The organism is Comamonas sp. JNW (genome assembly GCF_003105075.1).
In the GTDB taxonomy this organism is placed as follows: domain Bacteria; phylum Pseudomonadota; class Gammaproteobacteria; order Burkholderiales; family Burkholderiaceae_C; genus Comamonas; species Comamonas squillarum.
Map to the genome: position 1 here is coordinate 310546 of NZ_QETI01000002.1, position 25618 is coordinate 336163.

Consider the following 25618-nt stretch of genomic DNA (forward strand, 5'->3'; position numbering starts at 1 on the left):
GGATGCGTTTCCTTCAAGGGCAGTCCGGCAGCGCGGCCTGCGCTATTTTGCAGTAGCGGCCTGGACGGCCGTGTGTAATCAAAAAGGCCCCCTGCATGACCCATGCCCAAGGGCAGAAGGTGGTGCAGAGGGCCCGGAGGCTGCCAATCAGCGTTGACGACGTGCGAGCGCAGCGCCTGCCATCAGCAGCATCGACACCAGCAGCAGGGCCAGCGGCTGGTTGGTGGGCACGGGCGTTGCCGCTTGCGATGGCGGCACCACCACATCGGCAGGCACGGCGACCAGCACCGGATCGACGATGGCGCCGTTGACCAGGCCGTCTTCGTCGAGCGGGCCGCCGTCGGTCACGGTATAGCGGACCACGCCGCCGGCCATGCTGGCGCCGGCGATCTCGCTGACCTGGCGCTTGCCGTCTGCTGCGGTATGCACCTTCATCACGCGGCTGTTGGCGGGCAGGTCGGCGGGCACCTCCAAGCGGACCTGGGCGCTGAAGCCTTCATGGGCGCAGCCCGACAGCGTGAAGGACAGCAGACCGGTGGCGGCTTTCAGGCCGGCGGGCAGCAGGTCGGCAGGCACTGCGCTGACGCTGGCGTTGGACTGGTCGCAGCGGGTGGCGGCCTGGATGTTCAGGGCCATCGCGGGCAGGTTGCCGCCGGGCGTGGGCAGCTGGGTGTCGATGAGGTCCTGCACCGGTGGCTCGGGCTCAGGCGCAGGGTGGCCCAGCTCGAAGGAGCCGGTGGCGCTCCAGTCGGACCAGTTGAGGTGCGTATCGCGCACGCGCACCCGCCAGTACCAGCGCTCATCCTGGCCCAGCTGCAGCACCTGCGGGGCCTGGCCCTGGAAGGGGTCCCAGGCCGAGCCCTTGCTGCCATCGGCCTTGGCCAGCTGCGCATAGCACTGGCGGCCGCCCTGGCGCTCAGCGCCGCTGTCACCGTCTTCATCCCACTTGTAGCCGCAGCTCCAGCGGTCACGCAGGCTGTTGCCGCCGGCAATGATGGCGCTGGTGAGCTTGCCGCGCTCCGTGCCCGCATCCACATTCGGGTAGACGCGCTGGGGGTTGGCCAGCAGGTAGCCCAGCGGCAAGGTCGCAATATCGGCATCCTTTTGCGTGTTGACGCGCACACCATTCAGGTAGGTCCAGTTCTCGCTGCGGGTGTCGTTGCCCCAGACGTCGTAGACCGGTTGGCCGGCGGCAAACTGCGGGTCCTTGGAGACCTGCCATTGCGCCTCATAGAGCGCCGGGCCTGCGCCTGTGCGGTAGGCGAGCTTCAGGCTGGCCGGGTCGACCTGGCCGAGCTTGGCCTGGACCAGCTCCGGCTGGAAGGACCAGGCCTGGCTGGTGATCGCGATGCTGTCGTCGGGCGTGCTGCTGGTGGTGGACGCACCCAGGTCGTAGCGCTTCCAGGTCAAAGCCGGGGTGGCGCTGCCAAAGCTGGCTTCCAAGGTGCCGTAGCCAAAGCTGAGCTTGGTGTTGGCGATGACGTCCAGGTCGCTGTCATCGCTTTGCTTGGCGCCTTCGAGCGCGCCGCTGCCCGAAGCCACATTCAGCCAGAGGTGGCGGCTGTTCATCGAATTGCCGCGCTCGTAGAAGTGCACATGGCCGTTCAAGTTGGCGGTGATGGCGCCGGTCGTGCGGCCATAGTCTTCCATCTGGGCGATGAAATCGCAGGTGGCCATCACCTCGCCTTGGCGCCATTTTTCGCTCAGGCAAGGGTGGTGGTTGAGCAGCACCATATAGGGCTTCTTGTCCACACGGGTCTGGGCCATCAGGCCGGTAAACCAGTTCAGGTGCTCTTGCATGTAGTCGGCGCGAAAGAGCCCGCGGCCGTTGTCGTAGCCGGTCCAGCCGCCGGTGTTGTGCATGGCCGAGGCGGGGTTGAAATCGCTGCCGACAATGCGCATGCCGAGGTAGTCCAGCTGGTACCAGTGCAGCGGGTGCTTTTGAGAGCCATTGGCGGGCATGCGGTTGAAGTACTTGCGGTAGGTCTTGGCCCAGCTTTTCTCGCTGCCGGCGCTGGCCTGCTCGCCGCCAAAGTACTCGTGGTTGCCGGGCGAGGGGATCAGCGGCACATAGGCCGTGATGGCGGCGAGCGGGCCGAAGAACTGGTCTTTCCAGTTGCTGCGCGTACCGCCCGATCCGACCAGGTCGCCGGGCACCATGAAGCCGGCCAGGCTCTGCGCGCACTGGGCAGCAGAGCCCGCGCAGTCGTTGTTGATCACGCCCAGGGTGATGTTCTTGAGGCGGTTGGCCAGGCCATCCTGGGTGTCCGAGACCACGGCGAACTTGGCGCTGGCAACGCCATCGCCCTCGCGCGGCCAGGTCTTGAACTGGAAGGGGCCGGCCAGCTTGGGCGCTGCACTGGTGCCGGTGACCACCGCGTACTCATAGAGCGTGTTCGATTGCAGGCCGGCAATATCGGCAAAAAAGATGCTGCTGTCAGCAAAGTCACCCACCGGGTTGATGGCGGGCGCCAAGGTGTAAGGCCCGCTGCTGCCGGCCAGGCGCCACCAGATGGTGGGGGCCGGTTCGCTGGTCTCCAGCATCACCGCCATGTGGTCGGGGCCGGGGTTCTGCAAGGTGGGGCCCACGGTCAGCGCGGGCGCGTTGGCAGTGCTGGGCAGCTTGGCGGGGTCAAAGGGCTTGGGTGGTTCGCTGCTGGTTTGCGTCAGCACCACATCATCGAGGCCCCAGTACCAGTTGTTGTCGGTGTTCAGGTAGCTAAAGCGCAGGCTGACTTTTTTGGCGCCGGCCGGGGTACTGAAGGCCAGGCTCTCGGTCTGGTTCAGGCGCGAGGCACTGGTCTCATGCAGCAGGGTCTGCACGGAGCTGTCATCAAACACGGCCTCGACCTTGATGCTCTCCTTCTTGGTCGAGCCCATATGGAAATGGTTGAGAAAGCCCAACGCGTAGCTGCCGCCGCCCAGCACCGCAATGCTGGGGCTTTCCATCACGGTGTTGAAGAACAGACCGCTGTTGGGCCGCAGGCCATCGGATTCGGCCACCGCGATCTTGCCGCTGGCCTTTGTCAGCTTGGCGCGATCGCCGCCCGAGACCTGGGCGGTCCAGTAGGCGGGCGTGACAAACTTCCAGCCCAGCCAGGGCAGTTTGGCGGCGGTGGAGCGGCCACTGGTGGCCACTGTCTCGGCATTCTCTAGGCGCATTGTCCAGCCAGCTGGCCCGGTCGTGCCCAGGCCGCTGGGTGCATCGGCGCCCGCCGCATTGAAATTCTCGCTAAAGACCACCGTTTGGGCCAGGGCCAGTCCGCTGACTGCCCAGAGCCCGGCGGCACACAGCTGCCGCAAGCTTGCTATTTTCATGAAACCTCCTGCCGTCAAGGCCGATGTGGTGAATGCATGTCGTCACCATGAAGTGCAAAAAATAACAAGATTGCATGAAACTACAATGACGCGGGCGCAAAAAAGCCCTGCGCCAGAGGGCAGGGCTTGGAACTGCGATGGGGCTGCTGGGCGATCAGGCGAGCAGCGCCTGGGCAAATTCCTTGGCGCTGAAGGTCTCGAGGTCTTCGACCTTTTCACCCACACCGATGAAGTACACAGGGATGGGGCGCTCCTGCGCGATGGCGGCCAGCACGCCGCCCTTTGCCGTGCCGTCGAGCTTGGTGACGATCAGGCCGGTCAGCTGCAGTGCATCGTCAAAGGCGCGCACCTGGTTGAGCGCGTTCTGGCCGGTGTTGCCATCAATGACCAGCAGCACCTCGTGCGGCGCGCTGCCATCGGCCTTGGTGACGACGCGTTTGATCTTCTTGAGCTCTTCCATCAGGTGCAGCTGCGTGGGCAGGCGCCCGGCGGTATCCACCAGCACGACATCCTTGCCCCGGGCCTTGCCGGCGGTCACCGCATCAAAGCTGACGGCCGCGGGGTCGCCGCCTTCCTGGCTGATGATCTCGACGGTGTTGCGGGTGGCCCAGACGCCCAGCTGCTCACGCGCCGCAGCGCGGAAGGTGTCGGCCGCTGCCAGCAGCACGCTCTGGCCGGCATCGGCCAGGTGCTTGGTCAGCTTGCCGATCGAGGTGGTCTTGCCAGCGCCGTTGACGCCAGCCACCATGATGACCGTGGGGCTGTGCTCGCCAATGACCAGTGGCTTTTCCAGTGGCGCGAGCAGATCTGCCAGCGCGCTGGCCAGCAGGTCCTTGACAGCGGCGGGGTCGGTGGTCTTGCTGTCCTTGACGCGCTGCTTGAGGTCTTCGAGCAGATGCTGGGTTGCCTTGACGCCGGTATCGGCCATCAGCAGCGCCTCTTCGAGCTCTTCGTAGAGCTGCTCGTCGATCTTGGTGCCGGTGAAGACCGTGGCAATGCTCGAGCCGGTTTTGCGCAAACCGCTCTTCAAGCGGTTCATCCAGCTGTCGCGGCTGCTGGCGGGCTCGGATGCTATAGTGATAGGAGCTACCGGAGCCTGCGGAGCTTGTGTAACTGGGTTTTTCGTGACCGTTTCTGCAGCCGTGGGTGCCGGGGCTGCGGCCTTGCCGCCCATGCCCAGGCCACGCAGCCAGCCCGTCTTGGTGGGCTCGGCAGCCACAGGGCGGATCGGGGTCAGCGGCGCGCTGGGCACCTGGGGTGCGGGCGGCGGGACATCGGCCGCTGGAGCGGGCGCAGGCGCTGGCTCGGCGGCGGAAGGGCTGGGGGCTGCGTCGGCAGCGGGAGATTTTTTCTTGAAAAAACTGAACATTGTGCGCTACGTAGAATCAGCCTATTTTATGAAACGTTCCACCATTTTGCTGGCCTTGATGGCCTCCCTGGGCGCTGGGGCTTCTCCAGCCTGGGCCGCATCGCCTATGCCCACCACTGCCATCGCCTCCAATTCTGCTGGGGCCCAGCAGTTCAAACTGTCCAATGGCATGGACCTGATCGTACAGCCTGACAAGCGCGCGCCCACGGCGGTGCACATGGTCTGGGTGCGCGTGGGCTCGATGGACGAGGTCGACGGCCGCTCGGGCCTGGCCCATGCGCTCGAGCACATGATGTTCAAGGGCACGGCCACCGTAGCGCCCGGCGATTTTTCGCGCAAGGTCGCAGCGCTCGGCGGGCAGGACAATGCCTTTACCAACCGCGACTACACCGGCTACTACCAGCAGATTCCGTCGGGCAAGCTCGAAGAGGTGATGCGCCTGGAGTCAGACCGCTTTGCCAACAACCAGTGGCCCGACAGCGAGTTCAAGAAAGAGATCGAGGTCATCAAGGAAGAGCGGCGCATGCGCACCGACGACAACCCGCGCGCCAGCCTGATGGAGCAGCTCAACGCTGCGACCTGGCAGGCCTCGCCCTACCACCGCCCGGTGATTGGCTGGATGGGCGACCTCGACTCCATGCACCCCGATGATGCCCGCGCCTTCCACAAGGCCTGGTATGTGCCGGAGAACGCGGTGGTGGTGGTCGCTGGCGATGTGGATGTGGACAAGGTGCGTGCGCTGGCCGAGAAATACTACGGCAGCATTCCAGCGCGTGCCTTGCCGGAGCGCAAGCCCCGGCCCGAGCCACTGCAAAAGGGCGAGCGCCGGCTCGACTACAAGGCGCCTGCCGAGCAGGCCTATGTGGTGATGAGCTTCAAGGTGCCCGACCTGCGCAACCTGGTCGAGCCCAAGGACAGCGACAAGGATGCGATGGCGCTGTTGATGCTGGGCTCTGTGCTCAGTGGCTATGACGGCGCGCGCCTGGACCGCCAGCTGACCCAGGGCCCCGGCCGCGTGGCTGACGCCACCTTCAGCGGTGCCAGCGTGGTCAACCGGGGGCCTTCCACCTTCTTGCTGGGCGGCGTGCCATCGCAAGGCAAGACCGCCAAGGACGTGGAGGCGGCTTTGCGTGCCGAGGTGGCCCGCGTTGCCAAGGAAGGCGTGGGCGAGGCCGAGCTGGAGCGGGTGCGCACCCAGTGGCAGGCCTCTACCGTGTATGAGCGCGACTCGGTCTTTGGCCAGGCCAATGACCTGGGCTCCAACTGGGTGCTGGGCTTGCCGCTCGATGCCAATGACAAGCTGCTGGCGCTGATGAAAACGGTGACAGCCGCGCAGGTGCAGTCGGTGGCTGCGCGCTATTTTGGTGATGACCAGATGACAGTGGCGACCCTGGTACCCCAGCCGCTGACCGATGCCGACCGCGCCGCGCAAAAGCGCAGCGGTGCCGCGACCAAGGACGGGGCGGTGCACTGACCAAACCCCGTGGCGGATGCACTGTTTGACGCACCCGCCAACGATTGTTTTTACCAGGACCTGCCGCAGATGGCAGCGGGCCCTGGCTAGCAGAGATACCCATGCGAACCTCTTTTTGCAAAACACTGGTCGGCGGCGCAGCCGCCTTGCTGGCCTGCCATTCGGCCTGGGCCTTGCTGCCCATTGAGCACTGGACCCAGGACAGCGGCGCCCAGGTCTGGCTGGTCAACAGCCCCACGATCCCGATGGTGGATGTGCAGCTGAACTTTGATGCCGGCAGCCGGCGCGACCCGGCGGACCAGGCAGGCCTGGCGAGCGCCGCGGCCATGATGGCCTCCAAGGGCGTCAAGGCGCAGGGCAGTGCGCCTGCGCTTGACGAGAACGCGGTCGGCGAAGCCTGGGCCGATCTGGGTGCCAGCTTTGGCGCCGGCGCCAGCAGCGATGCGCTGACCTTCTCCTTGCGCTCGCTGACCGATGGCAGCCTGCTGGGCCGCGCCGCTGACCTGGCGGCCCGCCAGATGGCCCAGCCCAGCTATGACGATGCCGTCTGGCAGCGCGAGCGCGAGCGCTGGAATGCCGCGATCAAGGAGGGCAATACCCGCCCTGCGGTGGTGGCGGGCCGCGCCTTCAACCAGGCCGTGTTTGGCAGCCACCCTTACGGGCAGCGTGCCACTGAAGAGACCCTGGCCCGGATCAGCCCGGCGGTGATGCAGCAGTACCTGGCGCGCTCGGTCGACGCCTGCCGCGCCAAGGTGACGCTGGTGGGCGCGCTGGACAAGGCCCAGGCCGATGCGCTGGTCAAGCGCCTGCTGGCCCAGGTGCCGGCCACGCCCAAGGCGCAGTGCGCGGCCCCCGCTGAGGTGCCGGCCGTGCAGCCGCTGGCCAAGGCCGATGACATCCAGATCGCGTTTGACTCGGCCCAGGCCCAGGTGCTGCTGGGCCAGCCCGGCATCCGCCGCGCCGACCCGGATTTTCTGGCCGTGCTAGTGGGCAACCATATTCTGGGCGGCGGCGGATTCGCGTCGCGCCTGATGGAAGAGGTGCGCGAAAAGCGCGGCCTGGTGTATGGCGTGTACTCGTTGTTCAACCCGGGGCTGGATGCCGGTGCCTTCCAGATCGGTTTGCAGACCCGGCCTGACCAGGCGGCCGAGGCGCTCAAGGTGACGCGCGAGGTGCTGAGCGATTTCATCGCCAAGGGCCCCACCGCCGAGGAACTGCGCGATGCCAAGGACAACCTGATTGGGGGCTTTGCGCTGCGCGTGGACAGCAATGCCAAGCTCTTGGGCAATGTGACCAATATCGCCTGGAATGGACTGCCGCTGGACTACCTGGACCACTGGACGGACCGGGTCGAAGCCCTCAGCGCCGACGATGTGCGCAAGGCCATGGCGCACATGGTGCAGCCCGACAAGCAAGTGACCGTGGTCTTGGGAGCAAAACCATAATGGGACGCAGTGCCATCAAAAGCGAGGGCGCGCTGCGCGCCCTGGTGCAAAAGGCAGCCGCTGCTGCCGAGGCCGCGCCTGACGCGGCGCCCGCCCGCAAGCGCGGCACTACCGGAAACTCCGGCAATGCCGCCCGCGTGGCAGCGTCCGCTGCCGGAGAGATCCGCATCATTGGCGGCCAATGGCGCCGCACCAAGCTGGCGGTGCTGACCCGCCCCGATCTGCGGCCCACGCCCGACCGCGTGCGCGAGACCTTGTTCAACTGGCTGGGCCAGGACCTGGCTGGCTGGCGCTGCCTCGATGCCTTTGCGGGCACCGGCGCGCTGGGGCTGGAGGCTGCATCGCGCAACGCGACCCAGGTGCGCATGGTCGAGTCCGATGTGCAGCTGGCCGCGCAGATCAAGCAGCTGGCGCAGAAGCTGGGTGCCACGCAGGTGGAGGTGAGCCGGGGCGATGCGCTGGCTGCGCTGCAGGCCTACACCGCGCACTGGGATCTGATCTTCCTCGATCCACCATTCTCCGGCCAGCTGTTTGTGCCAGCGCTCAAGGCGGCGCAGGCGGCGGTGACGGCGCAGGGCTTTATCTACCTCGAAGCGCCCCAAGCCTGGAGCGACGAGGCCCTGGCCGAGCTGGGCCTGGTGCGCCACCGCTACCTGAAGGCGGGCGCCGTGCATGCGCACTTGCTCAAGAGGGCTGAGGACGCAGCCGGCTGAACGGGAATGCCTGCCCGCTGGCAGGGTGGTGGCAGAAATGGTTTATGCTGCGCTGCAATGTGCCAGGAGACTGGCACAACGATGATGCTTTGCAGGAGACAGACATGACACTGGCCATCTACCCAGGCACCTTTGACCCCATGACCCTGGGCCACGAAGACGTGGTGCGCAGGGCTTACCAGCTGTTTGGCAATGTGATTGTGGCCGTGGCCGAAGGCCACCACAAGAAGACCATGTTCTCGCTCAAGGAGCGCATGGACATGGCGCGCGAAGCGGTCAAGCACTACCCCAGCGTGCGGGTGGAGAGCTACTCGGGCCTACTGCGTGATTTTGTCGTCGCGCAAGGCGGCAATGCGATTGTGCGCGGCCTGCGCGCAGTCACCGACTTTGACTACGAGTTCCAGCTCGCTGGCATGAACCGCTCGCTGATGCCCGATGTGGAAGCCGTGTTCCTGACGCCCAGCACCCGCTACCAGTTCATCAGCAGCACTTTTGTGCGCGAGATTGCGATGCTCAGCGGTGAGGTCGACAAGTTTGTCTCGCCCTATGTCGCGCAGGAGCTGCAGCGCAAGGTGGCGCAGCGCCGGGCCGAAGAGGCCTGATGGCCGCGCGCAACCCGCTCAGTGCTGGTGCATGACAGGGGGGCGACCACTCTCGAGCGGGTGGGGCCGCCGCACAATGTCATGCACATAGCGCAGCTTTTGCAGCGCCCCGGCCGATAGCGCAAAAGGATAGGCGTCCTGCTGGCCCAAGCTGCGGTTGAGGCTGTTGAGCAGCAAGGTCACCGGCACCCACTGCGCCACCATGTCTTCAAAGCGGGGGGGCGGCTGGACAAAGGGGTCGCTGATGGTGACCGAGGGGCGGCCTTCGGCCATCGTCAAATCGGTTTGGTAGCTGGCTGCGGTCTCCAGCATGTCGACCATGTGCAGGTAGTGGGCCCAGGATTCGGCCCAGTCTTCCCACGGGTGTGCGCTCGCATAGGCGCTGACGAATTGCGCACTCCACTGCGAGTAACCCGGCGGGTTGGCATAGTAGTCTTGCAGCGCTTGCGGATAGCTTTGGCGCTCATCGCCAAAGAGCTGGCGAAAGCTGTCGAGCTCGCCGCCATCGCGCACCAGCTTGTCCCAGAAGAAATGACCCGACTCATGGCGCAGATGGCCCAGCAAGGTGCGATAGGGCTCGTGCAGGGCCACGCGGCGGCGCACGCGCTCGTCATCGTCGGCCTCTGCGATGTTGATGGTGATGAGCCCGTTGGAATGGCCGGTGATCACCGGCTGGTCGGGCACATCGGCGAGAAACTGGTAGTGGGGCGTCCAGTTCGGCTGATCGGGGTGCAGCCCCAGGCGCGCCAACGTAACGTACAGCCGCCGCTTGGCGTTCTCCAGCTTTTGCCAGCGCAAGGTGTTGCCGCTGACAGAGAGATCGGGCAGCACCAGCGTCTGGCGGCAAGAGCTGCACAGCCTGTTGGGCTCGTCAGCAGGGATCGCAAAATTGCAGGCTTGGTATTGGTCGCGGTTGGCACACATGCGGTAGCGCTGGCTGCTGTGCGTCGCCTTGGAGGGAATGCGTTGCCACAAAGCGGCTGGCCCGCCGTCTGCAGATGCCGTGCCATCGGTGTTCACGGCTGCCATGGCCCCGACATCGTCGCAGTCCGGCAGGTAGGCCAGCGTTGCGCCGCAGTTGACGCAGTGCACGCTTTCAAAAAATACCAGGTGACCGCATTGGTCGCAGTGGAAAAGGCGCATCGGCCAAGCTTAACGCATCGCCGGTCAATTGACCATGGCCTTCAAGTCGGACACGGACGGGTGTACATGCGAAAAAAAACCAGCCGGCATGCACCAGCTGGTTTTTTGGCGAGCCAGGCTCACGCCGCTTATTGCTTGACGATCAGGCTGTTGCGCACTTCGGTCACGCCCTTGACGCCACGAGCGATCTGACCGGCACGGTCCTTTTCCATTTGCGACTTGGCAAAACCGGACAGCTGAACAATGCCGCCGTCCATGGTCTTCACATTGATGGAGCTGGCCGAGGTTTCCTTGTCTTCAGCCAGCTTGGCCTTGACAGCGGTGGTCACAGCGGAGCCATCGATGTATTCACCCACGGTTTCTTGCTTGCGAGCCACGGAGCAGCCAGTGGCCATCACCAGGGTTGCACCAGCGAAAGCAGCGATAGCGATAGTACGGGAGAGTTTCATTTTTGTTTCCTCGCAAAGTGTTGTTAGGGTGCTTGAAAATCGATCGGCATCTGCACCGCACTTATCCGTTATATGCCGATAGATACTTGAAAATCAGTCGCGACGGCGGGTCGCCATGATGACCAGGGTTGCCAATGCGGCACCTGCTGCCATGGCAATCGCCATCGACTTGCCCGGCTGGTCAGAGACGTACTCGTTGGCACGCTCTTGGGCACGGTAGAACTGCTCACGGGCACGGTGCGAGGAGTCAGCGGCGAGGCCAATGCCGCGCTCTGCCCAGTCCTGTGCACGGGAGGCAATGTGATCGATGGAATGGTTCTTTTCATGGCCGTATTCATCGATCGCACGCTCGGCCTTGTTGGCCGCGGACTTCACAGCACGGCGCGTGTGGCCCACCGCCTTTTCAGCGCCATCGAGCACGTCGTTGGCGGTGTCTTCTACCTTGTCCACAGCGTCCTTGGCAATTTTTTCGGTATCCATGAAATAGCCTCTTTCTATGATGTTCAATGAAGATCTTGCAGTGTACGTTGACCTGCGCGTACCGGATAAATGTATCGTGTGGTGAGCACAGGTTCAAGGGTTGTCAAAGCGCTACTTCTTCAACAATCCCATCAGGAACGATGCGACAGCGAGCACGATGAAAATCACAAACAAGATCTTGGCAATGCCGACCGCACTGGCCGCAATACCACCGAAGCCGAAGACGGCGGCAATCAGTGCGATGACCAGGAAGACAACAGCGTAATGCAGCATATTTTTTTCCTCATGTTGTTTGCTGTGCAAGAAGGTGCGAGCAATGACTGCATTCTGGCCGCTGCCCGCATGCAGCCTTGCCAGTAGGTGCGAAGAACAGGTGTAGGACAGCTCCCGCGATGTGTGGATGCGCGGCGGCGAAGACGCGGTTTGCAGGGGTGCAGCAAGGGCACCGCGCGTGGCTTTCGCGCGGTGTTTGGTGGACTGCTGTGCGGATGGCGAGGAAGGGGAGAGGACGCCAGGCTGCTGGCCGCAGCCCGGGCCCTTAGTTCTGCGGCAGATTGGCCGAGATGGTGGTGCCTTGCTGCGGGGCAGAGGCGATGTGCAGCCGGCCGCCACTGGCCTCGATACGGTGGCGCATGCCCGCCAGGCCGTGCGAGTTGGGGTGGGCCTGGCTGGGGTTGAAGCCGACGCCGTCATCGCGCACCTGCACGAACACATGCTTGGGGTGGCTTTGCAGGCTGATGAGCACATTGCGCGCCTGCGCGTACTTGCCGATATTGGTGAGCGACTCCTGGATCAGGCGGTAGATGCTCAGCTGCATGGCTTCGGGCACATTGATCTGCTCCAGACTCAGCTCGACGGCCACATTGCTGCTTTCGGAAAACTCCTTGGCCAGGATCTCCAGCGAGGCGGTCAGGCCCAGGTTGGACAGCGATGAGGGGCGCAGGTTTTCGATGATGCGGCGCTTGAGCGCGATGCCGCTGTTGAGGGTCTCGATCAGGTGCTTGATGCGCTCTTGCACATCGGGCGCTGCCATGTCGATCTTGGATTTGAGGCGCGCCACATCGAGCTTGGCCGTGGTCAGCAAGGCGCCCAGCTCGTCGTGCAGCTCGCGCGCCAGATGGGCGCGTTCGTCTTCGCGCACCTGCTGCAAGTGGGTGGCCAATTCGCCCAAGGTGGCGGTGCGCTGGCGCACCTGCTTTTCGAGCTGATCGCGCTCGTCCTCGAGCATGCGCTGCTCGCGCAGCATCAGGCCGGTGAGGCGGTTGGATTGGCGCAGGTACAGGTAGAACGCGAGCAGGCCCACGATACTGACGATGGCAATGCCCAGGCGTGCGAGGGTCAGGGACTTGAGAATCTCGGCCTCGTTGTGCATGCGCCGCTCGTTGCTGTGGATCACCAGCTCGTTGCTGAGCCTGCGCATGCTGTCCATCGTGGCCTTGGCTTCCGGGCTTTTGACCAGGAAACGCCAGGCCTCTTCCAGGCCCTCGCGCCGCAGTGCAATGCCCGTATCCATCTGGGTCAGGCGTTTGGCCACTTCACGGCCCAGCATCGACGAGGTCTGCAGGTCCTCGGGGAAGACGCTGTAGATGGCGCGCAGCTCATCGACCGCGTTGTTGACGTTGGTGCAGGCCTGCTGGTAGGCCGTCAGATTGCTGTCTTCGCCACTGAGCAGATAGCCGCGCGCATGGGTTTCTGCATCCACGACCTGCTGCATCAGCTTGTCCAGCGTGGTGCGCGTCTGGTAGGTGACCGTGAGGTTCTGCAGCGAATCGTGCGAGCGGTAGTAACCAGCTTCGTTGATGCCGATCAGCACGGCAGCGGCCAAAAAGGCGGCTGGCAAACTGATGGCCCATTTGCGCAAGCGAGACCAACGCATGGAGCTTCCTTTTTTGATGGTTTTTGGTTTATGCGAGTGATAATAGAGCAAACTTCGGGCAGCGCCAGCATGGGGCCGGTGCTGCAGTCTGCGCTGCATGAGGGGATATATGATTAAAGTTGGTATCGTCGATGACCACGCGATTGTGCGCTCGGGCCTCAAGCAATTTTTGGCCGAGCATGTCGATCTGCGCGTCGTAGGAGAGGCGGCCAACGGCCGTGAAGCCATTGACCTGGTGCGCAAGGAAGAGATCGACGTGTTGATCATGGACCTGTCCATGCCCGGCCAAAGCGGTATTGATGCGCTGGCCATGCTGCGCGCCAAGGCGCCCGACATGGGCATTCTGATCCTGAGCGGCTACCCCGAGGCCCATTATGCGATCAACCTGATCCGCCAAGGCGCCAGCGGCTACCTCAACAAGGAGTGCGACCCATCCGAGATTGTGGAGGCGCTGCGCACGATTTCGCTGGGCAAGCGCTACCTGACGCCGGCAGTGGCCGATCTGCTGGCCCAGCAGCTGCATCGCAAAGAGGACGCGCCCCCGCACGAGCAGCTCTCGGAGCGCGAATTTCAGGTGTTCTTGAAGCTGGCCAAGGGTGAGACGGCCGGCAATATTGCCGACCAGCTCTCGCTCAGCGTCAAGACCGTGAGCACCTACCGCACGCGTTTGATGGAGAAGATGGGCCTGGCATCGAACAGCGACCTGACCTACTACGCGCTGAAAAACGGGCTGATCGACTGAGCGCGCAGCGCCGTGCAAAACCAGCGGCCCATTTGGGCCGCTTTTTTGTGGTTGTCTGCAGGGCCAAATGGTGGGCCTCATGGTGGCCTCACTGCAGCTGGGATGTACGCTCCACGCAGTAGTCGATCAGCGCATCGATGTCTTCGGATTTGTCGAAAACCCGGTTGGCGCCAAGCTGGGCGCAGCGCTCGCGCATACTGGGTGTGGCGTAGTTGCTGAGGATGACCAGATGCTGGTGTGGCGCGCGTTCCTGGAGCTTTTCCAGAACACCCAGGCCACTGCCTTCGAGCAAGAAGATATCGACCACCGCCAGATCCCAGTCGGTCGAAGGGTTGCTGAGCCAGCTGGTGGCGTCAGATTCGGTGCTGGCATGCCCCACGGTCTCCACCTGGGCCAGGTCTTCCAACGTGGCTATCAGGTTGTCGCGGATGGTCTTGTTGTCTTCAACCAAATAAGTTTTCAAACGGCGATGCATATACGGCTACACGGGTGTGTCTTACCGTAACAATGATAGCAACAAGCCGTAGGCACGCCATCGGTCTGAAAGGATGGCCTAAGTAGGACAAGGCCTCGTAGGTTTATTGTTTGTCTATTATTGTATACATAAAACAAATAATAAGCTGAGATATCAAAGGTGTTGCTCACCGCAGACGGGGCATTGCGGGTTGCGGCTGACCCGCATCGTGCTCCATTCCATGTCCTTGAGCTCGAGCATCATCAGACGCCCATCGAGGCTGCGGCCAATGCCGGCAATGAGTTTGAGCGCTTCTGCAGCCTGCATCGTACCGATAATGCCCACCAAGGGTGCAAATACCCCCATTGTCGAGCAGCTGGCTTCCTCGAACTGCTCTTCGGGCGAGAACAGGCAGGCATAGCAGGCAGCGCCTTTGTGGCGCCTGTCAAACACGCTGATCTGGCCATCAAAGCGGATGGCCGCGCCGCTGACCAAAGGCTTGGCCAGCGCCACGCAGGCGGCATTGATGGCCTGGCGCGTGCGGTAGTTGTCGGTGCAGTCCAGCACCACGCTGGCATCGCCCACCAAGGTCTGCAGCCGCTTGGCATCGACCCGCTGCTGCACCGTATGGATCTGGACATGCGGATTGATGGCCTGCAGGCTGGCTGCGCAGGAGCTGACCTTGGCCTGGCCCACGCGCTCGGTCGTATGGGCAATCTGGCGCTGCAAATTGGTCAGGTCCACCGTGTCGTCATCGACCAAGGTGATGCGGCCCACGCCGGCCGAGGCCAGGTACATCGCTGCCGGGCTGCCCAGGCCGCCCGCGCCAATCACCACCGCATGGGCGGCGAGGATGGCCTCCTGGCCTTCGATGCCGACCTCATCCAGAAAGATATGGCGGGAGTAGCGCAAAAGTTGCTCGTCGTTCATGGGCTTATTGTCGGAAAAAACAAAGGCCGCAGCAGGAACTCTGCTTGCGGCCTTTTGACGCAGCGCAACGAAGGTTGGGCGCTACAGCTTGACGGCTTTACTTCTTGGGCTCGCTAGCGGGCGGCAGCTTGGTGTCGTCCGTGGTGGACTCTGCGGGCTTGTCGCTCGTGCTGGTCTTTTCCTCGTCCTTTTTCTCGGCCGGGCGCTCGGTCTTGGTCTGGCTCACCTGCACGGGCTCACCCTTGAGCTGGTGCAAGGCCTGCTGCAGCTGGAAGTCCTTGTCCGAGCCGAACTCGGGCGGACGGCGCTCGGAGGCGGGCTTCTTGCTCTCTTCGTCCAGGCGCTTGAGCGCCGCTTCACGGGCCTTCTCGCGGGCTTCGTCCTTGACTTCGGGGCCTTGGCCGCTGGAGAGGTGCTTTTCCAGATCCGCTTCGCGGGTGCGCAGCGCGGCAAACAAATCGCCTTCGGCCGACTCGTCGACCATGATGTCGGGCACGATGCCCTTGGCCTGGATCGACTTGCCGCTTGGCGTGTAGTAGCGCGCCGTGGTCAGCTTGATGCCGGTGTCCGGACCGAGGGGGCGCACGGTCTGCACCGAGCCCTTGCCAAAGGTCTGGGCGCCCATGATGGTGGCACGCTTGTGGTCCTGCAGCGCGCCCGAGACGATCTCGGAGGCCGATGCCGAACCTTCGTTGACCAGCACCACCAGCGGAATGTTCTTGATGGCAGCGGGCAGCGACTTGATCGGGTCACTGCCGCGGCGCGCGTAGAACTCGGGCGATGCGCGGAAGATCGCCTTGCTCTCGGCCAATTGGCCATCGGTGGTCACCACGGTCACATTGGGCTGCAGGAAGGCCGCCGAGATGGCCACGGCCGCATCCAGAAGGCCACCGGGGTCATTGCGCAGGTCCAGCACCAGGCCCTTCAAGTTCGGGTCCTGTTTGTACAGGTCATCGACCTTGCGCACGAAGTCGTCGACCGTGCGTTCCTGGAACTGCGAGACGCGCACCCAGCCGTAGCCCGGCTCGATCATCTTGGCCTTGACCGACTGGGTCTTGATCTCGGTGCGGGTGATCGTGACGGGGAAGCTGCGGCTCTCGTCCTTGCGCAGAATCGTCAGCACCACCTTGGTGTTGGGCTCGCCGCGCATGCGCTTGACCGCATCGTTGAGCGACAGGCCCTTGACCGCCGTGTCATCGATCTTGGTGATCAGGTCGTTGGTCTTGAGGCCGGCCAGGTCCGCCGGTGAGCCTTCGATGGGCGAGACGATGCGGATCAGCCCGTCTTCCTGGGTAATCTCGATGCCGACGCCGACGAACTTGCCGCTGGTGCCTTCCTGAAACTCGCGGAAAGACTTCTTGTCGAAGTACTGCGAGTGGGGATCGAGCCCGGAGACCATGCCCGAGATGGCATCGGTGATCAGCTTTTTGTCATCGGCCGGCTCGACATAGTCGGTCTTGATCAGGCCGAACACCGCCGACAGCTGCTGGATTTCTTCCAGTGGCATGGGCGACATCACGCCCCTTGCGACCGTCTGCAAAGACACAGTGGTGAGCGCGCCGGCGACCACGCCCAGTGAAACCCAACCGGCAATCTTCAATTTTTGGCCCATATGCTCGCAACTTTCTATAGCGTGCCAATATACACCCAAGCGCCTGCGCTGGTGCGGCGCAGCAGCGGTTTTCGGGTGCTAAGACAAGTATTTACTTTCGCCGGCCGCCCGCTGGCGCGGGCAAGCGGCATCGGCTGACACCAAGAACTTCTGCGCGCCTGCCGATCAGGGCGGGGGCCCGATCTGGTCCGGCGGCGCTGGCATTTTTTGCCGCGATGGGGGCTGCGTGCCCCGCCTATCTACCGCACTAACGCTGCCTGGCTCGGACTCCAGGCATGACCAGTAGTTCCCGGCGGGGCCTACGGGGCCGCCCTTGGGTGGGCTGCCCGTCGGATCAGGCCTTGCCCTGGGAGGCGACTGCAGCAGCGGCCTTGGCGGCAGCTTCGGCGTCACCCAGGTAGTAGTGGCGCAGCGGCTTCAAGCTGGCGTCCAGCTCATAGACCAGCGGGATGCCGTTGGGGATGTTCAGGTTCACGATGTCGCTGTCGGAGACGCCATCGAGGTACTTGATCAGCGCGCGGATGGAGTTGCCGTGGGCGGCGATCACCACCCGCTCGCCGCGCTGGATGGCTGGCGCAATGGCTTCGTTCCAGAACGGCACGACGCGCTCGACCGTGTCCTTGAGGCATTCGGTCAGCGGCACCTGGTTGGCAGCACCGGCGTAGCGGCGGTCGGTTTTCTCGCTGCGTGGATCGGTAGACTCCAGCGCGGGCGGCGGGGTGTCATAGCTGCGGCGCCAGACCAGCACCTGCTCATCGCCAAACTTCTTGGCGGTTTCGGCCTTGTTCAGGCCTTGCAGCGCGCCATAGTGGCGCTCGTTGAGCTGCCAGCACTTTTGCACCGGCAGCCAGGTGCGGTCCATCTCGTCCAGGGTGTGCCACAGCGTACGGATGGCGCGCTTGAGCACGCTGGTGTAGGCCACATCGAAGTCATAGCCCTCGGCCTTGAGCAACTGGCCAGCCTGCTTGGCTTGCGCCACGCCGGTGTCGGTCAGGTCCACATCGGTCCAGCCGGTGAAGCGGTTTTCCAGGTTCCAGGTCGATTCACCATGGCGAATCAGGACAAGCTTGTACATGCAATCCTCGTGCGATAGTCAAAAATCGGTGCGTGTCGCTGGCGGGTGGCGCTAGAGGGGCCTGGGCAGCCCGCCGCGTTCACAATGGCGCCGATTGTAGAGGCAGGCTTAAATCCCAGGGCGCTTGCAGAGCTTGCCAGGCAGCGCCTGGTGCGCGTTGGGGGTGGTGCTAAAGGCTTTTGCCGCGCAGCGGCATGGTGGCCCTTTTAGAATGTGCGGCTGTTTGAGCATTTTTTGACAAGGGACTTGTGTGAACTTTCTGATCGACAACTGGTATCTGATCGTGCTGGTACTGGGCTCGGGCGCGATGCTGATGATGCCCGCCATGAAGAACATGGGAGGCGGCACGCTCAGCCCCGCCAACGCCGTGGCACTGATCAACCGCGAAAAAGCCGTGGTGGTGGATGTGTCGGACGCGCAGGAATTCGGCGCCGGCCATATCGCCAATGCCAAGAATGTGCCGCTGGACCAGCTCGAAGCGCAACTGCCCTCGGTCGTCAAGAACAAGGCCTTGCCGCTGATTCTCGTTTGCGCACAGGGCCAGCGCTCGCAGCGTGCCGTGGCCGTGGCCAAGAAGCTGGGCTACACCAATGTGCAGGCCCTGGCCGGTGGCATGAAGGGCTGGCGCGCTGCCAGCATGCCGCTCAAGAAGGCTTGATTTTTGGGGTTCATGGCCCCAGATACTGGCTTTAGACACCCACTACAGAGCTGGCGGCCTTGTGCAGGCCGCCGCCGCAGGACACTCCGATGCAAGCTGTAAAGATGTATACCACCGCCGTCTGCCCCTACTGCATTCGCGCCAAGCAAGTGCTCAAAGCCAAAGGCGTGGAGCAGATTGAAGAAATCCGCATCGACACCGATCCGGCCCAGCGTGCGGTAATGATGGAGACGACCGGCCGCCGCACCGTGCCGCAGATCTTCATTGGCGAGACCCATGTCGGCGGCTGCGATGACCTGATTGCGCTGGACCAGCGCGGCGAGCTGACCCCCTTGCTCCAAGCCTGAGCCCGCGCATCCCTTCACTGGCCGGCGGGCGCCCGGGCTTTTCCATGCTGACACTTTGCCATTGCATAATGGCAGGCTGCATGCGAGGGGCGCACACACCGGGCGGCATCGCAGCTGCACTCCATTCCTTTTTCTAGCGAAAGACAGACAACCATGGCGGATCAAGAAAATCCCGTGTTCCAAATTCAACGCGTGTACCTGAAGGACGCGTCGCTGGAACAGCCCAACTCGCCAGCCATCTTGCTGGAGCAAACCCAGCCGAGCGTGGACATCCAGCTGGGCGTGGAAGCCACCCCGGTGGCCGATGGCATTTTCGAAGTGGCGGTCACCGCCACCGTGCAGACCAAGATCGAAGACAAGACCGTGTTCCTGGTGGAAGCCAAGCAAGCCGGTATTTTCGAGATCCGTGGCATCCCTGACGACCAGATGGGTGCCGTGATCGGCGTGGCTTGCCCACAGATCGTCTACCCTTACCTGCGCGGCAACGTGGCAGACATCGTGACCCGCGCCGGCTTCCCGCCTGTGCACCTGGCGGAAATCAACTTCCAGGCCATGTACGAACAGCAACAAGCCCAGGCCAATGGCGCTGGCGCAGGTGCCGCACTGGCCCAGTAATTGCGCCGCTGCGTTGACAACGCTAGGGCCTTGCAGTCTCGGTTGCAAGGCCTTTGTTGTATCTGCCGGGGAGCCGGCTGCAGGCAGCGCCACCGTTTGAGTTGATGTAAGAAGGGGTTGTGGCTATGAAGATCTTGGTGATTGGCGCCGGTGCCTGGGGAACGGCTTTGGCCATGCATGCTGCCGCACGCCACCGCGTGCAGCTGTGGGCGCGCGATGCGCAGCAGGCGGGCCAGCTGCAAACCAGCCGTGAGAACCAGCGCTATTTGCCAGGCATCCGCTTGCCCGATGCGCTGGAGGTGACGAGCGGCGACCTGCAGCCCCTGGTGGCACAGGCTGAATTGATCGTGCTGGGCACGCCGATGGCGGCACTGCGCGGCGGCCTCACGATGCTGCGCGACTGCCAGGTGCCGGTGGCCTGGCTCAGCAAGGGTTTTGAAGCCGTGCCCGCCGATGCCCCTGCCGGCAGCCATGGGCTGCTGGGCAACGAGGTCTGCGCCCAGGTGGCCCCCGCGCTGCATGCCGGCGTGCTGAGTGGCCCAAGCTTTGCGCAGGAAGTGGCCCAGCACCAGCCCACGGCCCTGGTGGCGGCCAGCCGCCATGGCGATGTGCGCGATGCGCTGGTCGCGGCCTTCCATGGCGACAACCTGCGCGTCTATGCCAATGAGGACATCAGCGGGGTCGAAGTGGGCGGCGCCGTCAAGAACGTGCTGGCCATTGCCACAGGCTTGTGTGATGGCCTGCACCTGGGGCTGAATGCCCGCGCCGCGCTGGTGACGCGCGGCCTGGCCGAGATGACACGTCTGGGTGTGGCGCTGGGCGCGCAGACCGATACCTTTATGGGCTTGTCGGGCCTGGGCGATCTGGTGCTGACGGCGACGGGCGACCTGTCGCGCAACCGCAAGATCGGCCTGTTGCTGGCGCAGGGCCAGAGCCTGGAGCAGGCGGTGCAGTCGCTCGGCCATGTGGCCGAAGGCGTCTACAGCGCCCGCACGGTGCTGCAGCGCGCCCAGAAGCTGGGCGTGGAGATGCCGATCACGGCCGCCGTCGTGGCCTTGCTCGACGGCAGCCTGTCAGCCCCCGATGTGGTGCAGGCGTTGATGGGGCGCGAGCCCCGCGCTGAATAAGCGGGGCCCTGAACAACGCGCTTCAGGCCTTGGCCAGCAGACCGATCAAGGCCGGCAGCATGGCATCGCCATGCCGGGCCTGGACCTGGTCCTGCAAGGTGGTCGCAGCCGCATCGGCAATCAGGCTGGGCGCCTGCGCATCGTGGGCCATCGTGGCGTAGTAGCTCAAATCCTTGGCGGCGTTGGAGATCGAGAACGCAATGCCCGAGGGGTCATCGGCCAGGATATAGGACTGCAGCCGGTCCAGCGCCACGCCCGCGCCGCCGCCCGCAGCCAGTACGCTGTGGAAGGCCTGCATGTCCATGCCCTGCTTGCGCGCGCAGGCGGTGGCCTCGGCCAGCAGGCTCATCTGGCCCACCGAGACAAAGTTGTGCAGCAGCTTCATGCGGTGTCCGTCGCCCAGTGCACCGACATGGGTGACCTGGCTGGTGAAGGTGGCCAGCACCGGTTGCACCTGGGCCAGCACGGCCGCATCGCCACCGACGAGCAGATTGAGCTGGCCGTCATGCGCCTGCTTGGAGGTCTTGGTCATCGGTGCATCGATGAACTTGCCGCCCGCAGCCTGCACGGCCTGGGCCATGCGCACCGTCGATGCGGGCACGGCTGTCGAGCAATCGATCACCACGGTGCCGGGGCGCAGTGCCGACAGCAGGCCTTGCTCGCCAGTCAGCACGGCTTCGACCTGGGGCGAGCCAGTCACGCAGAGGATCACCACATCGCAGTGGCTGGCCAGTTCGGCCGGGCTTTGGCAGGTGCGTGTGCCCAGGCTGAGCAGCTCAGTCAGCGGCTGGTTCCCAGGATGCTCCAGCACATAGAGTTGAAAGCCTTTGGCGGCGACATTGCGGGCGATGCCGTGGCCCATCAGGCCGACCCCGATCAGGCCGACGACGGGCTGGGCTGTTTGCGATGACATGGAAATCTCCTGGCGGTGCGCAGCAATGCGCAAAGGCTCCCAGCGTACCGCAAGCCCTGTGCGCCAGGGGGGCTGCGGGCGCGGCCGCAGTCAACTTGGTGACCGGCGGGACCGCAGCCCGATTCAGCGCGCGCGCAGTTCGGCCAGCACCTCCAGCGCGCGGTCGGTGCGCACATCGTGCTCGGCGGCCAGGCGCTTGGCGACCTGGTCGACCTCGGCACCCACGGCCCCGGCCACCAGCGCGATATTGCGGGCATGCAAGGCCATGTGGCCGCGCTGGATGCCTTCGGTGGCCAGCGCCCGCAGCGCGCCCAGGTTTTGCGCCAGGCCGACGGCCGCGGCAATCTCGCCCAGCTCCTGGGCCGATTTCACATCCATGATCTTCAGCGCCAGGCGCGCCAGCGGATGCGTCTTGGTCGCGCCGCCCACTAGCCCCACGGGCATGGGCAGCTCGATGGTGCCCACCAGCGCGCCGCTGCCGTCTTTCTCCCAGGTGGTCAGCGAGGTGTAGCGCCCGTTGCGGCTGGCATAGGCATGGGCGCCGGCCTCCACCGCACGCCAGTCGTTGCCGGTGGCGACGATGACCGGGTCGATGCCGTTCATGATGCCCTTGTTGTGGGTGGCGGCGCGGTAGGGGTCGATGGCGGCAAAGGTGTAGGCATCGAGCACGCCCTCGATGATTTCTTCGCCGCTGCGCTCGGCAGTCGCCAGCGTCTTGGGCGTCAGGCGCACGCGGGCCCGGGCCAGGCGCAGATCGGCCAGGTTGGACAGAATGCGCAGCCGCACCGCGCCGCCGGTGATCTGCTCGACCAGCGGCGAGACCGATTCGGCCATGGTGTTGACGGTGTTGGCGCCCATCGCATCGCGCACATCGACGATCAGATGCATGACCACCATGGGGCCCCGGGGTGAGTCGGGGAAGACATGCACCTCGATGTCCTTGCAGCCGCCGCCCAGGCCGATCAGCACCTTGTCGCGGCTGTTGGCCAGCGCCAGGATCTGCTCGCGCGCCTGGTACAGCGCCAGCCGCACGCCATAGGGGTCCTGGATGCCGACTATCTGCACCTGGGCGCGCATCAGCGGCTGGGTGCTGGAGGTCTGAAACCCTCCGTCCTCGCGTGCCAGCTTGGCCATGTACGAGGCCGCCGCGATGATCGAGGGTTCTTCGACCGCCAGCGGCACCAGCACATCGCGGCCATTGATCTGGAAATTGCTGGCCACGCCCATCGGCAGCTCAAAGGTGCCGATCACGTTTTCGATCATGCCGTCGGCCACGTTCGTGGGGAGGGCCCCTGGCTGGGCCAGCAGCGCGTGGTCTTCGGCGCTCAGCTGGCAGGCCTTGGCGATGACATCCCAGCGCTGGGCGGGGCTGAGGGCGCGGAACTGCGGCAGACGGGAATCGGTGGCCATTGGTGTCTCCTGGTGATTTTTTGAGGAATGCGAAACGCAGAGCCACCAATCTACCTAAACTGTACCCTTCTAGACAGGTACAGTTTGCCGGGACAGTGCTGCTGCATTGCAGCATCGGCGCCTGGTCTTCCCCAAGGAGCGCCCATGCCCCCAGCCTCTGGCCGCAAGGCCTCGATTGCAGAAAAGCTGGCCGCGATGCTGGGCCGGCAGATGGCCGATGGCGTGCTGCGCGCGGGTGACAAGCTGCCGTCACTGCGCGCGTTGGCGCAGCTGCATGGCTATGCCAAGAACACCGTGGTGGCGGCCTTTGAGCTGCTGGTCTCGCGCGGCCTGGTCGAGGCGCGGCGGGGATCGGGCTTTTATGTGCTGGCCCAGCGCCCGGTGGCAGCCGTGCCTGCGGCCGAAGACAGCGCCCCGCTGCAGCGCGCGATGGATGTGGTCTGGCTGATGCGCGAGCAGCTCAAGACCCAGCCCGATGCGCTGGCGTTGGGTGATGGTTTTCCGCCGGTGGACTGGCTGGCCGATATGCGCCTGGACCGTTACCACCACCAAGTGGTGCGTACGGGGCTGGGCGCGCTGTTCCGCTACGGCAGCCGCCTGGGCTATGCGCCGTTGCGGGACAGCCTGGTGCGCAAGCTGGGCATGTTCGGCCTGGCGGTGACGCCCCAGCAGCTGCTGCTGACGCAGGGGGCCAATGACGCGCTGGACCTGGTCATCCGCCACTGGGTGACGCCGGGCACGACGGTGCTGGTGGACGACCCGGGCTACTACCTGCTGTTTGGCAAGCTCAAGCTGGCCGGCGCGCGCGTGCTGGGTGTGCCGCGCCAGGCCGATGGCCCGGATGTGCTGGCGCTGGAGCGGCTGCTGCAGACCGAGCGCCCGCGCCTCTTCTTTACCCAGTCGCTGGCGCACAACCCCACGGGCTCGGACCTGAGCGCCGCCAAGGCCTGGCGCATCTTGCAGCTGGCCGGCCAGCAGCAGATGCTGATCGTCGAAAACGACCCGCTGGCCGATTTCAAACCGACCTCGGCCACACGCCTGTCGGTGCTGGACCAGCTGGCGCGCACGATCTACATCGGCAGTTTTTCCAAGTCGTTCTCGGCTGCGCTGCGGGTGGGCTTTATCGCCTGCCACCCCGATCTGGCCAGTGACCTGGCCGATCTGCGCAGCCTCATCCATGTGAGTGGTTCGGAGTACTGCGAGCGCATGGTCGATGTGATGCTGCGCGAAGGCCAGTACGAGCGGCACCTGGTGCGGCTGCGCGGGCGCCTGGGCCAGGCCACGGCGCAGGCGCTGGCCTGGATGGACCGCCAGGGCTGCGAGGTGTTTGCGCGCAGCGAGCAGTCTCTGTATCTGTGGGCGGCCTTTCCCGGCTGCGAGGATTCCGCGCAACTGGCCGAGCAACTGCGGGCCCGGCAGGTGACGATGGCGCCGGGCCGGGTGTTCAGCCTGGACAGCAGCGCGACCTCGCGCTGGTCGCGCTGCAATGTCGGGGCCATGCAGTCCCCGCGCCTGGACGCGGCAATGGCGCCATGGCGCGCGGCCCCGCGCTGATCAGAGGCCCAGTTCCAGCGCCAGCAGCTCTTCGACTGTCTGGCGGCGGCGGATAAGGCGCGCCTGGCCGTTGTCGACCAGCACCTCGGCGGCCAGTGGGCGGCTGTTGTAGTTGCTGGACATCGAGGCGCCGTAGGCGCCGGTGTCGTGGATCACCAGCAGATCGCCCACCTGCGCATCGCCCAGCGGACGGGGCAGCACCACGCCGGCCTCGCCCTGGGTGAAGACATCACCGGATTCGCACAGCGGACCGGCGACAACGGCCTCGCGCTGCACAGGCAGCACGCCGGCGCCACGGCGCTGCACATGCATCGCGTGGTAGCTGCCGTACATCGCCGGGCGCATCAGCTCGTTGAAGCCGGTATCGACCAGCACAAAGTGGTTGCTGCCGGCATCCTTGGTCGCGCGCACCGTGCCCAGCAGCACGCCCGATTCAGCCACCAGGTAGCGGCCCGGCTCCAGCTCCAGGCCCAGGTGGTGGCCCACCAGCGCCTCAGCCTGCTTGCGCGCCGCATCCCAGAGGCCAAAGTAGTGCTGGGTGTCGATGGTGGCGTCACCGTCCTTGTAGGGGATGGACAGGCCGCCGCCTGCCGAGATGGCCTGCAGGCGGTGGCCGGCGGCGTGGGTGCGCTCGACCAGCTGCACCATCGCGCCGCAGACCTCTTGCAGGTGGCCGTAGTCCACGCCCGAGCCGATATGCATGTGCAGGCCCACCAGCTGCAGGCCGCGCTCGGCGATCACCGCCAGCGCCATCGTCAGGTCGCTGTGCCAGATGCCGTGCTTGCTGTGCTCGCCACCGGTATTGGTCTTGTTGCTGTGGCCATGGCCAAAGCCGGGGTTGATGCGCAGCCAGACCGCATGGCCGGGCGAGGCCTGGCCCAGCTGGTGCAGCATGTCGATGGAGCCGGCATTGACGGGGATCTGGTGCTCGACCACGGTGGCCAACGTGGCCTCGTCCATCACATCGGCGGTGAACACGATGTCGGAGGGCTCGCCAAAACCGCCCTGGTAGCCGGCTGCCAGCGCGCGCAGCACTTCGCCGCGCGAGACCGCATCAACCTTGACGCCTTGCGCCCGCATCAGCTGCAGCACATGGATGTTGGAGCAGGCCTTTTGCGCAAAGCGCACCGTGTCGAATGCCTGGAGCTCGGCGATGCGTTGGCTGATGGTGGCCGCGTCATAGACCCACAGCGGGGTGTTGAAGTCATCGGCCAGCTGCCACAGCAGATCGGGGGAGAAGGGGTTGCTCATAGTCGGTGTGCCGGAAGGCGTGGAATCGGAAAAACAGCTTGCCAGTGTGCCTGGGGCAGGG

General features: G+C 64.7%; 24 protein-coding genes. 10 read left to right on the forward strand and 14 right to left on the reverse strand.

Annotation, left to right across the window (positions count from 1 at the left end; all coding sequences use genetic code 11):
• Nucleotides 1–147 precede the first annotated feature (147 nt).
• Both DCO45_RS04465 and ftsY read right to left on the reverse strand, forming a co-directional pair.
• Nucleotides 148–3318, reverse strand: a complete 3171-nt coding sequence (locus DCO45_RS04465) for a choice-of-anchor U domain-containing protein (RefSeq protein WP_116924704.1) — start codon at nt 3316–3318, stop codon at nt 148–150.
• 154 nt (nt 3319–3472) lie between these two features.
• Nucleotides 3473–4687 (reverse strand): signal recognition particle-docking protein FtsY, encoded by a 1215-nt coding sequence (gene ftsY / locus DCO45_RS04470; RefSeq protein WP_116924705.1) that lies wholly within the window; start codon nt 4685–4687, stop codon nt 3473–3475.
• Between the two features lie 28 nt (nt 4688–4715).
• Here ftsY and DCO45_RS04475 point away from each other — a divergent pair, with 28 nt between their 5' ends.
• The 4 genes from DCO45_RS04475 (at nt 4716) to coaD (ending at nt 8921) form a co-directional block, all read left to right on the forward strand.
• Complete coding sequence (locus tag DCO45_RS04475; RefSeq protein ID WP_116924910.1) at nt 4716–6161, forward strand: pitrilysin family protein; 1446 nt, start codon at nt 4716–4718, stop codon at nt 6159–6161.
• Nucleotides 6162–6262: 101 nt separating this feature from the next.
• Nucleotides 6263–7606 (forward strand): pitrilysin family protein, encoded by a 1344-nt coding sequence (locus tag DCO45_RS04480; protein WP_116924706.1) that lies wholly within the window; start codon nt 6263–6265, stop codon nt 7604–7606.
• A complete protein-coding gene (gene rsmD / locus DCO45_RS04485; protein WP_116924707.1) occupies nt 7606–8319 on the forward strand; it encodes a 16S rRNA (guanine(966)-N(2))-methyltransferase RsmD in 714 nt (237 codons plus the stop codon). The genes DCO45_RS04480 and rsmD overlap by 1 nt, the downstream gene beginning before the upstream one ends.
• Before the next feature lie 104 nt (nt 8320–8423).
• A complete protein-coding gene (gene coaD, locus DCO45_RS04490) occupies nt 8424–8921 on the forward strand; it encodes a pantetheine-phosphate adenylyltransferase (protein ID WP_043339436.1) in 498 nt (165 codons plus the stop codon).
• An 18-nt stretch (nt 8922–8939) separates the two neighbouring features.
• Here coaD and DCO45_RS04495 read toward each other — a convergent pair whose 3' ends face one another.
• From DCO45_RS04495 to DCO45_RS04515, 5 genes are all read right to left on the reverse strand, one after another.
• Nucleotides 8940–10064, reverse strand: coding sequence for a putative zinc-binding peptidase (locus DCO45_RS04495; RefSeq protein ID WP_116924708.1), 1125 nt, complete (start codon nt 10062–10064; stop codon nt 8940–8942).
• Nucleotides 10065–10192: 128 nt separating this feature from the next.
• Entirely contained in the window at nt 10193–10513 is a 321-nt protein-coding gene (locus DCO45_RS04500; RefSeq protein WP_116924709.1) for a BON domain-containing protein, read from the reverse strand.
• Between the two features lie 93 nt (nt 10514–10606).
• Nucleotides 10607–10993 carry a hypothetical protein gene (locus tag DCO45_RS04505; protein ID WP_021026245.1) on the reverse strand — a complete coding sequence of 129 codons (387 nt, stop codon included), beginning with the start codon at nt 10991–10993 and terminating at the stop codon, nt 10607–10609.
• Between the two features lie 111 nt (nt 10994–11104).
• Complete coding sequence (locus tag DCO45_RS04510) at nt 11105–11266, reverse strand: DUF1328 domain-containing protein (protein ID WP_021026244.1); 162 nt, start codon at nt 11264–11266, stop codon at nt 11105–11107.
• Between the two features lie 265 nt (nt 11267–11531).
• A complete protein-coding gene (locus DCO45_RS04515) occupies nt 11532–12869 on the reverse strand; it encodes a CHASE3 domain-containing protein (RefSeq protein WP_116924710.1) in 1338 nt (445 codons plus the stop codon).
• 109 nt (nt 12870–12978) lie between these two features.
• Between DCO45_RS04515 and DCO45_RS04520 the strand changes: the two genes are divergently transcribed.
• Nucleotides 12979–13611, forward strand: a complete 633-nt coding sequence (locus tag DCO45_RS04520) for a response regulator transcription factor (protein WP_021026242.1) — start codon at nt 12979–12981, stop codon at nt 13609–13611.
• 88 nt (nt 13612–13699) lie between these two features.
• Here DCO45_RS04520 and DCO45_RS04525 read toward each other — a convergent pair whose 3' ends face one another.
• The 4 genes from DCO45_RS04525 to gpmA all read right to left on the reverse strand — a co-directional run bounded on the left by DCO45_RS04525 (nt 13700) and on the right by gpmA (nt 17682).
• Complete coding sequence (locus tag DCO45_RS04525) at nt 13700–14086, reverse strand: response regulator (RefSeq protein WP_021026241.1); 387 nt, start codon at nt 14084–14086, stop codon at nt 13700–13702.
• A gap of 153 nt (nt 14087–14239) precedes the next feature.
• The gene (locus tag DCO45_RS04530) at nt 14240–14995 is read right to left on the reverse strand and encodes a HesA/MoeB/ThiF family protein (protein WP_116924711.1); all 756 of its coding nucleotides are present in this window, start codon (nt 14993–14995) and stop codon (nt 14240–14242) included.
• 97 nt (nt 14996–15092) lie between these two features.
• Nucleotides 15093–16607 carry a S41 family peptidase gene (locus tag DCO45_RS04535; RefSeq protein WP_116924712.1) on the reverse strand — a complete coding sequence of 505 codons (1515 nt, stop codon included), beginning with the start codon at nt 16605–16607 and terminating at the stop codon, nt 15093–15095.
• 334 nt (nt 16608–16941) lie between these two features.
• Nucleotides 16942–17682, reverse strand: a complete 741-nt coding sequence (gpmA, locus tag DCO45_RS04540; protein WP_116924713.1) for a 2,3-diphosphoglycerate-dependent phosphoglycerate mutase — start codon at nt 17680–17682, stop codon at nt 16942–16944.
• A 250-nt stretch (nt 17683–17932) separates the two neighbouring features.
• Here gpmA and DCO45_RS04545 point away from each other — a divergent pair, with 250 nt between their 5' ends.
• From DCO45_RS04545 to DCO45_RS04560, 4 genes are all read left to right on the forward strand, one after another.
• Complete coding sequence (locus tag DCO45_RS04545; protein WP_116924714.1) at nt 17933–18340, forward strand: rhodanese-like domain-containing protein; 408 nt, start codon at nt 17933–17935, stop codon at nt 18338–18340.
• 89 nt (nt 18341–18429) lie between these two features.
• Nucleotides 18430–18687: a glutaredoxin 3 gene (gene grxC / locus DCO45_RS04550; RefSeq protein ID WP_116924715.1), complete on the forward strand. Its 258-nt coding sequence runs from the start codon at nt 18430–18432 to the stop codon at nt 18685–18687.
• 153 nt (nt 18688–18840) lie between these two features.
• A complete protein-coding gene (gene secB, locus DCO45_RS04555; RefSeq protein ID WP_116924716.1) occupies nt 18841–19302 on the forward strand; it encodes a protein-export chaperone SecB in 462 nt (153 codons plus the stop codon).
• Nucleotides 19303–19427: 125 nt separating this feature from the next.
• On the forward strand, nt 19428–20429 hold the full coding sequence (locus DCO45_RS04560; RefSeq protein WP_116924717.1) for an NAD(P)H-dependent glycerol-3-phosphate dehydrogenase: 1002 nt from the start codon (nt 19428–19430) through the stop codon (nt 20427–20429).
• Nucleotides 20430–20451: 22 nt separating this feature from the next.
• On the opposite strand, the gene DCO45_RS04565 is transcribed toward DCO45_RS04560, so the two are convergent.
• Together DCO45_RS04565 and DCO45_RS04570 are read right to left on the reverse strand one after the other, a co-directional pair.
• Nucleotides 20452–21375 carry an NAD(P)-dependent oxidoreductase gene (locus DCO45_RS04565; RefSeq protein ID WP_332839221.1) on the reverse strand — a complete coding sequence of 308 codons (924 nt, stop codon included), beginning with the start codon at nt 21373–21375 and terminating at the stop codon, nt 20452–20454.
• A 90-nt stretch (nt 21376–21465) separates the two neighbouring features.
• Nucleotides 21466–22752 carry a hydroxymethylglutaryl-CoA reductase, degradative gene (locus DCO45_RS04570; RefSeq protein WP_116924718.1) on the reverse strand — a complete coding sequence of 429 codons (1287 nt, stop codon included), beginning with the start codon at nt 22750–22752 and terminating at the stop codon, nt 21466–21468.
• Nucleotides 22753–22896: 144 nt separating this feature from the next.
• On the opposite strand from DCO45_RS04570, the gene DCO45_RS04575 reads away from it, so the two are divergent.
• Nucleotides 22897–24306 (forward strand): PLP-dependent aminotransferase family protein, encoded by a 1410-nt coding sequence (locus DCO45_RS04575; RefSeq protein WP_116924719.1) that lies wholly within the window; start codon nt 22897–22899, stop codon nt 24304–24306.
• On the opposite strand, the gene lysA is transcribed toward DCO45_RS04575, so the two are convergent.
• Entirely contained in the window at nt 24307–25557 is a 1251-nt protein-coding gene (gene lysA, locus DCO45_RS04580; RefSeq protein WP_116924720.1) for a diaminopimelate decarboxylase, read from the reverse strand. It abuts the gene before it with no gap.
• Between the last annotated feature and the right edge of the window lie 61 nt (nt 25558–25618).

Bases quoted from the DNA above. Each gene is read 5' to 3' on its own strand.
- DCO45_RS04475 (WP_116924910.1), top strand. From the start codon at position 4,716: ATGAAACGTTCCACCATTTTGCTGGCCTTGATGGCCTCCCTGGGCGCT.
- DCO45_RS04570 (WP_116924718.1), bottom strand. From the start codon at position 22,752: ATGGCCACCGATTCCCGTCTGCCGCAGTTCCGCGCCCTCAGCCCCGCC.
- lysA (WP_116924720.1), bottom strand. From the start codon at position 25,557: ATGAGCAACCCCTTCTCCCCCGATCTGCTGTGGCAGCTGGCCGATGAC.
- DCO45_RS04520 (WP_021026242.1), top strand. From the start codon at position 12,979: ATGATTAAAGTTGGTATCGTCGATGACCACGCGATTGTGCGCTCGGGC.
- DCO45_RS04575 (WP_116924719.1), top strand. From the start codon at position 22,897: ATGCCCCCAGCCTCTGGCCGCAAGGCCTCGATTGCAGAAAAGCTGGCC.
- rsmD (WP_116924707.1), top strand. From the start codon at position 7,606: ATGGGACGCAGTGCCATCAAAAGCGAGGGCGCGCTGCGCGCCCTGGTG.
- DCO45_RS04495 (WP_116924708.1), bottom strand. From the start codon at position 10,064: ATGCGCCTTTTCCACTGCGACCAATGCGGTCACCTGGTATTTTTTGAA.
- DCO45_RS04525 (WP_021026241.1), bottom strand. From the start codon at position 14,086: ATGCATCGCCGTTTGAAAACTTATTTGGTTGAAGACAACAAGACCATC.
- DCO45_RS04535 (WP_116924712.1), bottom strand. From the start codon at position 16,607: ATGGGCCAAAAATTGAAGATTGCCGGTTGGGTTTCACTGGGCGTGGTC.
- gpmA (WP_116924713.1), bottom strand. From the start codon at position 17,682: ATGTACAAGCTTGTCCTGATTCGCCATGGTGAATCGACCTGGAACCTG.
- DCO45_RS04510 (WP_021026244.1), bottom strand. From the start codon at position 11,266: ATGCTGCATTACGCTGTTGTCTTCCTGGTCATCGCACTGATTGCCGCC.
- grxC (WP_116924715.1), top strand. From the start codon at position 18,430: ATGCAAGCTGTAAAGATGTATACCACCGCCGTCTGCCCCTACTGCATT.
- secB (WP_116924716.1), top strand. From the start codon at position 18,841: ATGGCGGATCAAGAAAATCCCGTGTTCCAAATTCAACGCGTGTACCTG.
- ftsY (WP_116924705.1), bottom strand. From the start codon at position 4,687: ATGTTCAGTTTTTTCAAGAAAAAATCTCCCGCTGCCGACGCAGCCCCC.
- DCO45_RS04515 (WP_116924710.1), bottom strand. From the start codon at position 12,869: ATGCGTTGGTCTCGCTTGCGCAAATGGGCCATCAGTTTGCCAGCCGCC.
- DCO45_RS04560 (WP_116924717.1), top strand. From the start codon at position 19,428: ATGAAGATCTTGGTGATTGGCGCCGGTGCCTGGGGAACGGCTTTGGCC.
- coaD (WP_043339436.1), top strand. From the start codon at position 8,424: ATGACACTGGCCATCTACCCAGGCACCTTTGACCCCATGACCCTGGGC.
- DCO45_RS04480 (WP_116924706.1), top strand. From the start codon at position 6,263: ATGCGAACCTCTTTTTGCAAAACACTGGTCGGCGGCGCAGCCGCCTTG.
- DCO45_RS04465 (WP_116924704.1), bottom strand. From the start codon at position 3,318: ATGAAAATAGCAAGCTTGCGGCAGCTGTGTGCCGCCGGGCTCTGGGCA.
- DCO45_RS04530 (WP_116924711.1), bottom strand. From the start codon at position 14,995: ATGAACGACGAGCAACTTTTGCGCTACTCCCGCCATATCTTTCTGGAT.
- DCO45_RS04505 (WP_021026245.1), bottom strand. From the start codon at position 10,993: ATGGATACCGAAAAAATTGCCAAGGACGCTGTGGACAAGGTAGAAGAC.
- DCO45_RS04500 (WP_116924709.1), bottom strand. From the start codon at position 10,513: ATGAAACTCTCCCGTACTATCGCTATCGCTGCTTTCGCTGGTGCAACC.